Here is a 13,028-nt window from a genome sequence, read left to right on the forward strand (position 1 = left end):
GGTGGCGCGGGTTCAGCGGCCGGGCGGGCCGACCGCGACGCTGGCCACGTTCAGGTGGTCCAGCAGCGGGCCGCAGGAGCGGCACGGCGGCGCGTGCGTGCCGTGCAGCGGGTCGCCCTCCTCGCGGATCCGCAGCGTGGTCATCCGGGCCCCCTTGAGCGACTTGCGGGCCTCCTGCACGGTCATCGGCTTGCGCGCGGCCCGCTTCGAGCGCGACGCGTCCACCTGCCCCAGGTACTGGGAGAGCAGCGCCGCCTCCGGGCAGCGGCCGACGAAGCGCTCGCGCTTCTCCACCGGCAGCCCCGCCAGGAACTCGCCGACCAGCGGGTGCAGCACCGGCGCCAGCTCCGACTTGTCCCCGGCCAGGGTGTGCACCGTGCCGCCGCGCAGCGACAGCGCCGCCGCGACCGCGGGCAGCAGGCTGTCGCGCTGGTGGCGCAACACGGGCGGCGGGCCCGACTGGTCCATGGCTGCTCCTCGGCGTCGTACGCGGCACGGCTCCGCCGCTGCCGGTGGTCGGCCGGCGGGCGGTGGATCACGCAGGGTAGCGGGACCCACAGACAGTGAATCCTCACCCCAGAGCATCCAGCCTGCCAAACCGATCCGGCGCACGCCGCGCCGGGGTGCGGACACGGGGCGCGCGGAGGTGTACGGAGGGCCGAACTGCCGCCGCCCGCGCCCCGGGTGGCCGCCACCGGTTTTGCCGATTGTGCCCCGACGGGCCGGGCCGGGCCGGTACGGTTCGAGCGACGCGGCGGCAAGGGGGGTCTTGCGATGGGGTCGGACGTCGTGGCGCACGAGGCGCCCGGGGAACACGTGCCCACACCGGGCAGCACCGAACGGAAACCCGACCGGCGGATCGGCCTGGCCGTGGTCGGCGCCGGCTACTGGGGCCCGAACCTGGTCCGCAACGCCCAGCAGACCGCCGCCCTGCGGCTGCACTGGCTCTGCGACCTCGACGAACAGCGCTCCCGCACGGTCCTCGGCGAGTACTCCACCGTCGCCTCCACCACCTCGTACGAGCAGGTGCTCGCCGACGAGCGGGTCCGGGCGGTGGCCATCGCCACCCCGGCCGGCGCCCACCACGCGCTGGCCCGGGCCGCCCTGGAGGCCGGCAAGCACGTCCTGGTCGAGAAGCCGATCACCACCACCGTCGCCGAGGCCGCCGACCTGGTCGCCCTCGCCGAGGAGCGCGGCCTGGTCCTGATGTGCGACCACACCTTCTGCTACACGCCGGTGGTGCGCCGGATCCGCGAACTCGTGCACGGCGGCGAGATCGGCGACGTCCAGTTCTTCGACTCGGTGCGGATCAACCTCGGACTGGTCCAGCCCGACGTCGACGTGCTGTGGGACCTCGCCCCGCACGACCTGTCCATCCTCGACTTCGTCCTCCCGCCGGGCGTCGAACCCGTCGGCGTCAGCGCCCAGGCCGCCGATCCGATCGGCGCCGGCCGGGCCTGCGTCGCCTACCTGACGCTGCACTTGTCCAACGGCGCGCTCGCCCACTGCCACGTCAACTGGCTCTCCCCGACCAAGGTCCGTACCACGCTGATCGGCGGCTCCCGCCGCACCCTGGTCTGGGACGACCTCAACCCGCAGGCCCGGCTGGCGATCCACGACCGCGGCGTCGACCTCACCCCGCCCGACGAACTCACCGACGCCATCCGGCACCGCGCCCTGATCTCCTACCGGGTCGGCGACGTGGTCGCCCCCGCCCTGGTCGAACAGGAGGCGCTGCGCAACGTGATGGCCGAGTTCGCCGCCGCCATCACCGAGGGCCGCGCCCCGCTCACCGACGGCCGGGCCGGACTGCGCGTGCTGCGCCTGCTGCACGCCGCCTCCCGCAGCCTCCAACTCGGCGGCGCGACCGTCCCGGTGGACGCCGGCACCGGCACCGCCGACGACACCGCGCTGCTCACCCGCCGACTCCCCGCCCAGCAGGAGGCCGCCGCCCGATGAACGCCGCCGTCCCGCTCGAAGGCTCCCGCTGCCTGGTCACCGGCGGCGCCGGCACCATCGGCTCCGCCGTCGTCGACCAGCTGGTCGAGGCCGGCGCCCGCGAGGTCGTCGTCCTCGACAACTTCGTCCGCGGCCGGGCCGCCAACCTGGACCGGGCCCGGGAACTCGCCGCCCCCGGACAGCTGAAGGTCGTCGACGGCGACATCCGCGACCGGGCCCTGCTGCGCGAACTGCTCGCGCCCGGCACCGACGCGCTGTTCCACCTCGCCGCGATCCGGATCACCCAGTGCGCCGCCGAACCCCGGCTCGCCCTGGAGGTCATGGTCGACGGCACCTTCGACGTGGTCGAGGCCGCGGCGGAGACGGGCGTGCGCAAGGTGATCGCCTCCTCCACCGCCTCGGTGTACGGCCTCGCCGACACCTTCCCGACGCCCGAGACCCAGCACCCCTACCGCAACGACACCCTGTACGGCGCCGCCAAGGTCTTCAACGAGGGCCTGCTGCGCAGCTTCCACGCCATGCACGGCCTCGACTACGTCGCCCTGCGGTACTTCAACGTGTACGGCCCCCGGATGGACGTGCACGGCCGCTACACCGAGGTGTTCATCCGCTGGATGGAGCGGATCGCCGCCGGACGGCCCCCGCTGATCTTCGGCGACGGCGCCCAGACCATGGACTTCGTCTACACCGAGGACATCGCCCGGGCCAACCTGCTGGCCGCCGCCGCCCCCGTCACCGACCGGGTCTACAACATCGCCTCCGGCACCGAGGTCTCGCTGCGCGGCCTCGCCGACGCGCTGCTCGCCGCCATGGGCTCCGACCTCGACGTCGAGCACGGCCCGGCCCGGGACACCGCCGGCGGCGTGGTCCGGCGGCTGGCCGACATCTCCGCCGCCGAACGCGACCTCGGCTGGAAGCCCGAACTCGGCCTCGACGACGGGCTGCGCAGACTCGTCGCCTGGTGGCGCGCGCAGGACTAGGCCCGCCGCAGCGCGCACGGGAGGTGTAGCGCGCACGGGAGGTGTAGCGCGCACGGGAGGTGTAGCGCGCACGGGAGGTGTAGCGCGCACGGGAAGTGCGGCGCGCACGGGAGATGCAGTGCACCCGGGAGGTGCAAGGGCGCGGGCGACCGCGCGGATCGAAGGCCCCCGCCGGCCGGGACGCGCCGCGGCGGGGACGGGGAGCCGTACGCGGGCGCGACCGCGGCCGTGCGTGAACCGAAGGAGCCCACCGCCATGTCCACCATTCCCGTCATGATCCCCTGGCTCGGCGAGGAGGAGGCCGAGGCCGCCGCCGCGGCCGTCCGCTCCGGCTGGGTCGCCCAGGGCCCCCGGGTGGCCGCCTTCGAACGGGCCTTCGCCGAACACCTCGGGGTGCCGCACGCCGTCGCGGTCTCCTCCTGCACCACCGCCCTGCACCTGGCGATGATCGGCGCCGGCGTCGGCCCCGGCGACGAGGTCGTCGTCCCCTCGCTGTCCTTCATCGCCACCGCCAACGCCGTCACCTACGTCGGCGCCACCCCGGTCTTCGCCGACGTCGACCCGGCCACCGGCAACCTCACCCCCGACACCGTCGCCCCGCTGCTCACCGAGCGCACCCGGGCCGTCGTCGCGGTCGACCAGGGCGGCGTCCCGGTCGACCTGGACGCGATCGCGGCGCTGGTCGAACCGCGCGGCATCACCGTGGTCCAGGACGCCGCGTGCGCCGCCGGCTCCGTCTACCGCGGCCGCCCGGCCGGCGCGGGCGCCGAACTCGCCGCGTACTCCTTCCACCCGCGCAAGCTCCTCACCACCGGCGAGGGCGGCATGGTCACCTGCCGGGACGGCGAACTCGCCGCCCGGCTGCGGCGGCTGCGCGAGCACGGCATGAGCGTCTCGGCCGCCGACCGGCACGCCGGGGCGGGCGGCGCGGGCGCCGTCGAGACCTACGACGAGATCGGCTACAACCACCGGATGACCGACGTCCAGGCCGCGATCGGCCTGGTCCAGCTCGGCAAGCTCCCCGCGATGACCGCCCGGCGGCGCGAACTCGCCGCCCGCTACCGGGAGTTGCTCGGGGCGGAGCTGGCCGCCGGGCTGGTCGGCGACCCGGCGCACGGCAGCACCAACTTCCAGTCGCTGTGGCTGCTGCTCCCCGCCGGAGCCCCCGACCGCGGCGAGGTCCTCGCCCGGCTCGCCGCGGACGGCGTCTCCGCGCGGCGCGGCATCATGGCCGCGCACCTGGAGGCCCCGTACAAGGGCACCGCCCGGGTGCCGCTCCCGGTGACCGAGACGCTCACGGCGCGGACGCTGATCCTGCCGCTGTACCACTCGCTCACGCACGGGCAGCAGGAGCACGTCGTCGCGGCGCTCAAGGCCGCGCTGGGGCGTTAGACCCCGGGGGCGCGCCCACGTGGAGCCTCCCCTCCTTGCCGCGATCTTTCCGTCGTCCGTCGTCCGTCTTCCGCTTCGCGCAGTTCCCCGCGCCCCTGGTTGAACGCTTCCGCGCAGGTGACCCGCGCCCATGATCTGAGAGGTTCCCGTGACGAACAGCATCCCCCTGGTCGACCTGCACGCCGCGCACGCCGAGATCGCCGAGGAGGTCCGGGCGGGCTTCGACGCGGTGCTGGCGAGCGGGGCCTACGTGAAGGGCCCCGAGGTGGCCGCGTTCGAGCGGGAGTACGCGGCGTTCTCCGGGGCCGGGCACGCGGTGGGGACGGCCAACGGCACCGATGCGCTCGAAATGGCGCTGCGGGCCCTGGAGTTGGCGCCGGGCGGCGGGGTGGTGCTGCCCGCGAACACCTTCGTGGCGACCGCCGAGGCGGTGGTCCGGGCCGGGCTGCGGCCGGTCCTGGTGGACGTGGACGAGGAGCACCTGCTGATCGACGTCGCGCAGGCCGCCGACCGGGTGCCGGCGTCCGTCGCGCTGCTGCCCGTCCACCTGAACGGCCAACTCGCCCCGATGGAACACCTGCTGGAGGCCGCCGACGGGCTGCCGGTGGTCGAGGACGGCGCCCAGTCGCAGGGCGCCACCCGGCACGGGCGGCCGTCCGGCAGCTGGGGGCGGATCTCGGCGACCAGCTTCTACCCGGGCAAGAACCTCGGCGCGTACGGCGACGCCGGCGCGGTGGTCACCGACGACGCCGCCCTCGCCGAGGCGGTCCGGCTGCTCGGCGACCACGGCTCGGCCCGCAAGTACGTCCACGAGCGGTTCGGCTTCAACTCCCGGATGGACGCCCTGCAGGCCGTCGTGCTGCGCGCCAAGCTCCGCCGCCTGCCCGCCTGGAACGAGGCCCGCCGGGCCGCCGCCGCACGCTACGACAAGCTGCTCGGCGGCCTGGACGGGATCACCCTGCCGCGCACCCTGCCCGGCAACGCGCACGTCTGGCACCTGTACGCGGTCCGGGTCGACCGCGGCCGGGACGGCGTGCTCGCCGCCCTCCAGCAGGCCGGGATCGGCGCCGGCGTGCACTACCCCGTCCCGGTCCACCTGCAGCCCGCGTTCCGGCACCTCGGGCACGGCGCGGGCGCGTTCCCGGTCACCGAGCGGGCCGCCGGGCAACTGCTCACCCTGCCGCTGTTCCCCCAGCTCACCGAGGCCCAGCAGCACCGGGTCGCCGAGGCGCTGGCCGCCGCGCTGCGCCGCCGCTGACCCGCCGCCGGTGCCCGGGCCCCGATGCCCCGCCGGGTACCCCCGTGCCCCTGAACGCGAACGGCCGTTGCCCTACGCTGGTCCCCGAGGACATCGGCTTCTGCCAGTGGGGGACCACAGATGACGACAGGTCGGCCCGGCACCGCCGCCGTGCCCAACGCGGCGTACGCGGGCCAGGTGGTGCAGTTCCCGGACCCGGTCCGGGCCCAGCGGCACCCCGGGGGCGTGCGCGTCGACGAGAACGGCTACCCGGACTTCTCGCCGTACGCGGCCGCCGCCGCCGAGGTCGCCGACCCGCCGGCCGGCTTCGGCGTCGACGAACTGCGCCTGACCGACTACGTGTCGGCCAACGCCGCGCTCTACACCCAGGGCCACGAGCTCTGGGCCGACCTGGACAGCGCCGTCGCCACCCCGCCCGGCTGGACCTGGCACCACGTGGTCGGCCGGGCCGCCCCCGGCTGGCGGCGGATGGAACTCGTCCCGGTCGAGGTCAAGGCCCTGCTGCGGCACCACGGCGGCCTGGCCCGCTCCACCGCCGACCACACCCGGCGCGGCACCCGCCCGCTCCAGGACCGCCGCCCCGCGCACTTCTCGCTGGCCAAGGACGGCAGCGACCCGGTCGCCGTCACCGAGGACCTGGTCCAGCGCGCCGAACAGCGCCTCGGCCACCCGCTGCCGACCGCCTACCGGGACTTCCTGAAGCTCACCGGCGGCCGCGGCCCGGCCGGCGTCGCCCTCGACGTGGACCTCGGCCTGCTGGTCGACCAGCCGTTCCTCACCCTCAGCGAGGAGTACGGCACCCACGACCTGGTGTACGCCAACAAGTGCCTGCGCGACCACCTCACCAAGGACCACCTCGCCGTCGCCTACCTGCAGGGCGGCCTGCTGACCGTCAGGGTCCGCGGCGAGGGCACCGGCTCGGTCGGCTTCCTGCCCTACGACGACGCCCGCGACGACGGCTCCGACGAACCCGTCGAGCAGCGCGTGCAGCGCCTCCTGCTGCCCTGCGGCGACAGCTTCGACGCCTTCCTGCTGCGCCTCGCCGGCGGGCCCGCGGAGCTGGAGACCGTCGCCGAACTCATGGTGGACGGCGGCTTCGCCCGCGCCGTCCCGGTGAACTGAACGAACGACAGGGGTGGGACGAGACGTGGTGACCACGTACGCGCAGGCGCAGGAGACCGCCGAGGACTGGATCAACGCCGGGGTGCCGCGCTCGCAGCACCGCGAGGTGAAGGTCCGCGAGTTCGACCTCGGCTACGTCTGCTGGGCCGTCGACGGCAGCGAGCACACCGGCGGCCCCGGCACCTCGCTGCGCCTGGTGATCGCCCGCGACAGCGGCGCCAGCACGCTCTGGCCGCCGCTGCCGGTCAACGAGGTGGTCCGGCAGTTCGAGGAGCTGTACGGCACCGGCGGCGCCCCCAACCCGGCCGGCGCGGCCAAGCCGGTGCGCGGCGCCGTCGAGGCGACCTCCTTCCTGCTCAGCCCCCCGCAGTGGCTGCAGGAGGCCGGGGCCGCCGCGATCGCCGCCGAGGCCGACCGGCTCGGCGCGCCCGCGGCTCCGGCCGCTCCGGCTGCCCCGGCCGCTCCGGCTGCCCCGGCTGCCCCGGCCGCCCCCGCCGCGCCGACCCCGCCGGTCGCGCCGTCCGCGCCGCAGCCCGTTCCGCAGGCCGCGCCGGTCGCGGAGTCCGGCGAGGAGGGCCCCAGCTACTTCACCGGCGCGCCCGCCCCCGGGGCGCCCGTCCCGCCGCCGCCCGGCTCCGAGGCCGCCACCGTGCTCGCCCCCGGCCGGCCCGACGCGCCCGTCCCGCCCGTCCCGCCCGGCGCCACCCCGCCGTACCCGGTCGGCGGCCCCGGCACCCCGGCACCCGGCACGCCCGCGCCGCCCGCCGCCCCGGTGCCGCCCGCCGCTCCCGTACCACCGGGCCCGCCCGCGAACGCGGTCAACTACGCGGCGACCATGCTCGCCACCGACGGCCCGCCCGGCCTGATGGGCCTGCCCGGCGCCCCCGGCCCCGGCGCCCCGCTGCCCGGCGGCGCCGCCCCGCTCGGCCGCGGCGGCCCCGGCGCCCCGCCGCCGCCCCCGCCGAACGACCTGCTGCCCTCCAGCGGCGGCCCCGTCCAGCACACCGGTGGCCGCAGCGGCCCGGGCGCGCCCCCGCCGCCCCCGCCGAACGACCTGCTGCCGTCCAGCGGCGGCCCCGCCCAGCACTCCGGCGGCCGCGGAGGCCCCGGCGCCCCGCCGCCGCCCGCCCCCGACGCGCTGCGCGCCGATAGCGCCCCGGCGGCTCCGGCCGCGCCCGCCGCCCCGGCCGCCCCCGAGGCCGCCGCGGTCGCCTACCAGGCCACCCGGCTGGCCCCGGCGATCGAGCTGCCGCCGGGCGCGACCCCGCCGTTCCCGCTGCCCGGCCAGCAGCCCCCGCCGTTCCCCGGGGCGCCGCAGGGCGCGCCGCCGTTCCAGGCGCCCCCGCCGCCGCCGTTCCCGGGCGGGCCGCAGGGCCACGGCTTCCCGCCCGGCGCCCCCGGCCCGGTGCCGCCGCCGGCCGCGCCCGTGCCGCCGCCGTCCGGCGCGCCCACGGTCGGCCCCGGCACCACCGCCGTGGTCAACTACCGGGGCCCGGACGGCTCCGAGCTGAGCCTGGTGATGACCTCCGAGCTGGGCGCCCCGCACCCGGAGTGGCGGGCCCTCCAGGAGCTGCGCCGCCTCGGCGTGCCCGCCGACCAGGTGCTGGAGGTGCACACCGAGCTGGAGCTGTGCGACCTGCCCGGCGGCTACTGCGCCCGGATGGTCAAGGCGTCCTGGCCGAACGCCCGGATCAGCCACACCGCCCCGTACGGCCGCGACGCCGCCGCCCGGCAGGCCGGCATGAACGTGCTGCAGGAGCACGTCGAGCAGCTGCACCAGCTGGTCTCGGCCCCGCACCGGGCGCGCACCGTCCGGGTGCCGCTGCCCCCGCCCGGCACCGTCCCGCAGCTGCCGCCCCCGCCGCCGCAGCAGCTCGCGGCGGAGCTCGGCGCGATGTTCGGCCCGTCGATGTTCCGGTTCGAGCAGCGCGCGGTGGCCCGCCAGGGCGTGCCGGAGGCGGTCGCCCAGACCCTGATGTGGGTCGGCCTGCCGCGCGAGTTCGCGCCGTTCTTCTGGGCCCAGGCCCAGGAGGGCCGCCCCATCCCGACGCTGGCCGAGCTCGCCGCCGAACGCGGCCTGCCGCCCGGCCCGGACTTCGGCGGCTACCTGGTGCTCGGCAACGACTACGGCCGCCAGCTGTGCGTCCAGTACGGCACCGCCGCGGTGGTCGCCGTCGACCTGGAGAACCCGGCCGAGCCGCCGCGCTTCGTCAACTCCGGGGTCCCGGAGTTCGTCGCCTGCCTGTCGGTGCTGGCCCGGATGTGGCACCTGCGGCACGGCCTCACCCACGAGCAGGCGGCCCGCTGGACCACCGACCTCCAGGCCCAGCTGCTGGCCGTCGACCCGGCCGCCGTGCACACCCCCGAGAGCTGGTGGGCGGTCCTGGTCGAGCAGCTCTGGGACGGGCTGCTGTGACCGGGCCTCGCGCGGCCGGTTCGCCCGGCCGCGCGAGGACGCCCTGTTTGGTTTGCGTTCGTATCTGCGCAAAATAGGTCAATGGGACGGTTCGCCCGTCCCGCCAGAACCACGCACCCGGCGGGGCCGCGCAGCCCGCGAGCACGAGGAGAACAGCCGAAATGAGCGACGCCGTGTCCCAGTACGGCTTCACCCCGTCCCGGCGCGGCTACGCGCCCGACCAGGTCGACGCGGCGGTCACCGCGCTCAGCCGCGAACGCGACGAGGCATGGGAGCGGCTCAGCGTCCTCGGCGGCGGCCTGCGCGAGATGGAGAAGCGCCTCGCCGACATCAAGCAGGCCGCCGAGGACGCCCCCGACCCCGACTTCGCCGAACTCAGCGACCAGGCCGCCGCCCTGCTCGGCATCGCCCTCAACGAGGCCGACGCCGTCCACGCCAAGGCCAAGCGCTCCGGCGAGGACGCCCGGGACGCCGCCCACGAGGCCGGCGAGGCCGCCGCCCAGGCCGCGAAGGAGTTCGCCGCCAAGCTGCGCGAGGAGACCGACCAGTTCGTCCGCCGCACCGACGAGCGCAGCCGCGCCGAGGCCGAGCGCCTGCGCGCCGAGGCCGACGCCGAGGCCCGCGCCCTGGTGCACGCCGCGACCGGCCACGCCGCCCGGGTCCGGGTCTCCGCCGCGAACGCCTCCGAGCAGTCCGAGGCCGCCCTCGCCGAGCGCCGCCGCAAGGCCGACGAGGACTTCGCCGCCGCCGAGACCGCCGCCGACGCCGCCGTGGCCAAGGTCACCGCCGCGGCCGACGCCCGGGTCAAGGAGGCCGAGCAGCACCGCGAGGCGATGCTCGAAGAGGCCCGCCGCCTCGACACCGACGCCCAGGCCAAGGCCGACGCGGCCCTCGCCGCCGCCCGGGAGAAGGCCGACCGGATCAAGGCCGCCAGCGACCGCGAGCAGGCCGACTTCACCAAGCGCCTCGACAAGGTCCAGACCCACCTCGACCACATCAAGGGCACCCTCGCCTCGCTCACCGGCGCCGCCGTCGGCGCCATCGAGGACCCCGAGGACGCGGCGCAGGCCGTCGAGGCCAAGAAGGCCGACCTCGGCAAGCCCCCGGTCACCGACCGGCCCACCGCCGTCCTCGGCCCGGTCAAGCCCAAGGCGGACCCGCGCCGGCCGTACACCGCCCCCGAGCCCGCCGAGCCCCCGGCCCCGCCGGTCAAGCCCGCGAGCTTCGCCAAGGACCCGCTGCCCCCGAAGCCCGCGACCGCCCCGGCCGCACCCGAGGCCGCACCCGAGCCCGGGGCGGCGCCCGCGGCGAAGCCCGAGCCGGAGGCCAAGGCCGAGGAGCGGATCGTCCCCAAGATCGTCATCGTCGACGACGGCATCGACCACGACACCCGCCCCAACCGCAACCGCATCCAGCGCAGGGGCTGACCCCGGCCGCCGTGGCCGTCGCCGTCGGTGCCCCGGCACAGGCGGCGGCCTACGGCTTCCGGTGCCGCCCGGTCGGCTTCTCCGAGGGCCGCGGCACGGTGCCACGGATCACCCCGTCGCCCTCGATCCGATGGACTTGGCGCTGAGCGGCGGCGTAGCCGTCGGCGACGGCGATCGGCTGCCAGGCGTATCCGTCCCATTCCAGGACCATCCGCGGGGCTTGCGGGTCGAGATGCGTTGCCCTGCTGCCGTCCAGCGGGACGGCCTTGCGGGTGCCCGGCCGACGCCGCCGGGCATCACGGCGCTCGAGCCACTGCCCCAGCGGTTCCTCGTCATCGGGCACGTCATGCTCCTGTCGTCGCAGTCGGCCCGAGACTAGTCCGCGAGGTGCCCGGAACCGGTCAATCGGCGAAGGGGGTGGCCGGCAGGTCCCAGCCGGGTCCGTCCTCGGTTCCCCACCAGACGCGCTGTTTCCCGGCGGTGAGCGTGAGTCCGAAGTCCTCGCGGGCCGGGGAGGTGGGGAACTGCTCGTGCAACTCCTCCACCACATCCCACAGCCGACGGGGGCCGATCTGCCGGACACGGCCATCGCTGTCAGCGGTGGCGGTCGAGCCGTCAGCCGTCCAGATCCCCACCCGGCCGGTCCCGCCCGTCTTCTCGTCCGCCCAGGAGACCGAGCGGTAGCCGGGCAGTGCAAGGGCGAGCGGGAACTGAAGGCGTTCCACGGCTTCGACCGCAGCGACTTCGGTGGTGGTCGCCGCAGTCCTCTCCAGTTCTGCGAAGCGGGGCTTGGCGTCCGGAGTGCGCCGGGCCATGAAGTACGTGCCCTGCGGCAGGAACCGGCCGTGTGCGTGTCCGTCGTGAACGGTGATCCTGGCCAGTCCCCAGCCGAGCGGGGCGACCACCACCGCACCGTCGGCGGCCTGCTCGATCCACGGCCAGGGAATCGACCGCATGCCGCAGGTGGCGATGACCCGATCGAACGGCGCACGATCAGCAACTCCGACGGCGCCGTCTCCGGTGTGCACGTGCGGACGGTATCCGGTGGCAGCCAGGCGCCGCCCGGCGAGCGAGGTCAGCTCGGGGTCGACATCCACCGTGGTCACATTGGTGTCGCCAAGGACGTGCGCGAGCAACGCGGCGTTGTAGCCGGTGCCGGTGCCGACTTCGAGCACCCGCAGGCCGGCCCGGACAGCCAGGGCGTCCAGCATCGTGAGCATCAGGCCCGGTTCGCTGGAGGAGGACGTGGGGGTGCCGTCGGTGAGCTGCGTCGTCAGCGCCCGGTCGGCGTAGGCACCCTCCAGGTAGCCACTGTGCTCGGCGGTGACGGTGCTCCAGTGGCCGGCGCCGTCCTGCTGGTGGAAGAGCGGGACGAAGAGGTGCCGGGGCACGGCGCGGACGGCGTCCACCCACCTCTGCCCATGTCCGGCGGCGGCCAGACGGTCGGCGAGGGAGTGCCTCAGGGCGCGGGCTGCTGCGGTGTCGGTGGCGACGGTCATGCGACAGCCCCTTGCAGCAGGGCGGCGTGCGCCTCGGCGATGGGGAGTTTCGTGGCGGCGGCGATGAACTGCCACTGTCCGGCCGGATTGCACTCGAAGAACACCCACTCGCCGGCCGAGGTCACGGCGAAGTCCAGGGCGCCGTAGTTCAGCCGGTAGTGGGCCAGGAAACGGCGCACACCGTCGGCCACCCGGTCGGGGATGGCGACGGGCTCGTACTCCAGCGCGTCGTAGTCGCTGCGCCAGTCGACCTCTGCGGCGCTGCTGCCCGAGTGGATGGCCACGGGGAACATCTGGTCGCCGACCACGGTCAGCCGCACCTCGAACGCTTTGGGCACCCACTCCTGGAGCAGGTGTGCGGTCAGCTCCAACGACTCGTCCAGCTCGGACGGATCGAACCTGCGGGTGGGCAGCATCATCGAGCGTCCGTCCAGCGTGATCGCGCCCGCGGTGACCGGTTTGACGATCAGCGGGCCGCCCACCGAGTCCGCCCATCGCTCGGCACGCGGCAGGCTGTTCGTCACGAGGGTCCGGGGTACTCGAAGGCCCGCGGCAGTGGCGGTGACGAGCTGGCCGGGTTTGTGTGCAGAAGCCCGGTACACGTCGGGGTGGTGCATCCACACCACCGGAAGCGACCCGAGTACTTGCACCATGCCGACCAGGGCCTGGCCCTGGGCCCACTCGCGGTACGCGGGGTCGACCGCGGGGCTGGTCTCGGGCAGGCCGGGCCGCCGGTAGTAGACGGCCCGGACCTCCTCCAACCGCACCGAGCGGGCGCTGGCGGCCAGTTCCCCGAACCACCCCGGTCGGCTGCTGCCGTGTTCGGCGGCCAGGTCGAGATGCCGGGGGAACCGGGCCAGGTCGAACCGCATCACCGGGACCCCGCGTTCGGCGAGGGCGTGCACCACCAGGTCGGCGGACGGGTCCAGGTCCTCGGCGACGATGAGGACGTGCCCGTGCGGTGCGGTCGTCATC

Annotated in this window: 11 protein-coding genes; 7 read left to right on the forward strand and 4 right to left on the reverse strand. The window is 75.7% G+C overall.

Annotated elements, in window-relative coordinates:
* Positions 1 to 12: 12 nt before the first annotated feature.
* Positions 13 to 468, reverse strand: a complete 456-nt coding sequence (locus OU787_RS19655; protein WP_268660161.1) for a YwqJ-related putative deaminase — start codon at positions 466 to 468, stop codon at positions 13 to 15.
* A gap of 306 nt (positions 469 to 774) precedes the next feature.
* Here OU787_RS19655 and OU787_RS19660 point away from each other — a divergent pair, with 306 nt between their 5' ends.
* The 7 genes from OU787_RS19660 (at position 775) to OU787_RS19690 (ending at position 10,554) form a co-directional block, all read left to right on the forward strand.
* A complete protein-coding gene (locus tag OU787_RS19660; RefSeq protein WP_268660162.1) occupies positions 775 to 1,959 on the forward strand; it encodes a Gfo/Idh/MocA family protein in 1,185 nt (394 codons plus the stop codon).
* Positions 1,956 to 2,939, forward strand: coding sequence for an NAD-dependent epimerase/dehydratase family protein (locus OU787_RS19665; protein WP_268660163.1), 984 nt, complete (start codon positions 1,956 to 1,958; stop codon positions 2,937 to 2,939). Before OU787_RS19660 ends, OU787_RS19665 begins: the two co-directional genes overlap by 4 nt.
* 255 nt (positions 2,940 to 3,194) lie before the next feature.
* On the forward strand, positions 3,195 to 4,331 hold the full coding sequence (locus OU787_RS19670) for a DegT/DnrJ/EryC1/StrS family aminotransferase (protein WP_268660164.1): 1,137 nt from the start codon (positions 3,195 to 3,197) through the stop codon (positions 4,329 to 4,331).
* 148 nt (positions 4,332 to 4,479) lie between these two features.
* Complete coding sequence (locus OU787_RS19675) at positions 4,480 to 5,589, forward strand: DegT/DnrJ/EryC1/StrS family aminotransferase (RefSeq protein ID WP_268660165.1); 1,110 nt, start codon at positions 4,480 to 4,482, stop codon at positions 5,587 to 5,589.
* A gap of 120 nt (positions 5,590 to 5,709) precedes the next feature.
* Positions 5,710 to 6,711 carry an HNH endonuclease gene (locus OU787_RS19680; protein WP_030464034.1) on the forward strand — a complete coding sequence of 334 codons (1,002 nt, stop codon included), beginning with the start codon at positions 5,710 to 5,712 and terminating at the stop codon, positions 6,709 to 6,711.
* Positions 6,712 to 6,739: 28 nt separating this feature from the next.
* Complete coding sequence (locus OU787_RS19685) at positions 6,740 to 9,127, forward strand: SUKH-4 family immunity protein (RefSeq protein WP_268660166.1); 2,388 nt, start codon at positions 6,740 to 6,742, stop codon at positions 9,125 to 9,127.
* Between the two features lie 161 nt (positions 9,128 to 9,288).
* Positions 9,289 to 10,554, forward strand: coding sequence for a hypothetical protein (locus OU787_RS19690; protein ID WP_268660167.1), 1,266 nt, complete (start codon positions 9,289 to 9,291; stop codon positions 10,552 to 10,554).
* 49 nt (positions 10,555 to 10,603) lie between these two features.
* On the opposite strand, the gene OU787_RS19695 is transcribed toward OU787_RS19690, so the two are convergent.
* The 3 genes from OU787_RS19695 to tgmB are packed head-to-tail and all read right to left on the reverse strand — an operon-like array spanning position 10,604 to position 13,027.
* Positions 10,604 to 10,897, reverse strand: a complete 294-nt coding sequence (locus OU787_RS19695; RefSeq protein WP_268660168.1) for a DUF6087 family protein — start codon at positions 10,895 to 10,897, stop codon at positions 10,604 to 10,606.
* A 58-nt stretch (positions 10,898 to 10,955) separates the two neighbouring features.
* Positions 10,956 to 12,053 carry a methyltransferase domain-containing protein gene (locus OU787_RS19700; RefSeq protein ID WP_268660169.1) on the reverse strand — a complete coding sequence of 366 codons (1,098 nt, stop codon included), beginning with the start codon at positions 12,051 to 12,053 and terminating at the stop codon, positions 10,956 to 10,958.
* Positions 12,050 to 13,027, reverse strand: a complete 978-nt coding sequence (gene tgmB, locus OU787_RS19705) for an ATP-grasp ribosomal peptide maturase (RefSeq protein WP_268660170.1) — start codon at positions 13,025 to 13,027, stop codon at positions 12,050 to 12,052. The genes OU787_RS19700 and tgmB overlap by 4 nt, the downstream gene beginning before the upstream one ends.
* Position 13,028: the final 1 nt, after the last annotated feature.

Origin of the sequence: Kitasatospora sp. YST-16, assembly GCF_026802215.1 — a bacterium.
GTDB lineage: Bacteria > Actinomycetota > Actinomycetes > Streptomycetales > Streptomycetaceae > Kitasatospora > Kitasatospora cineracea.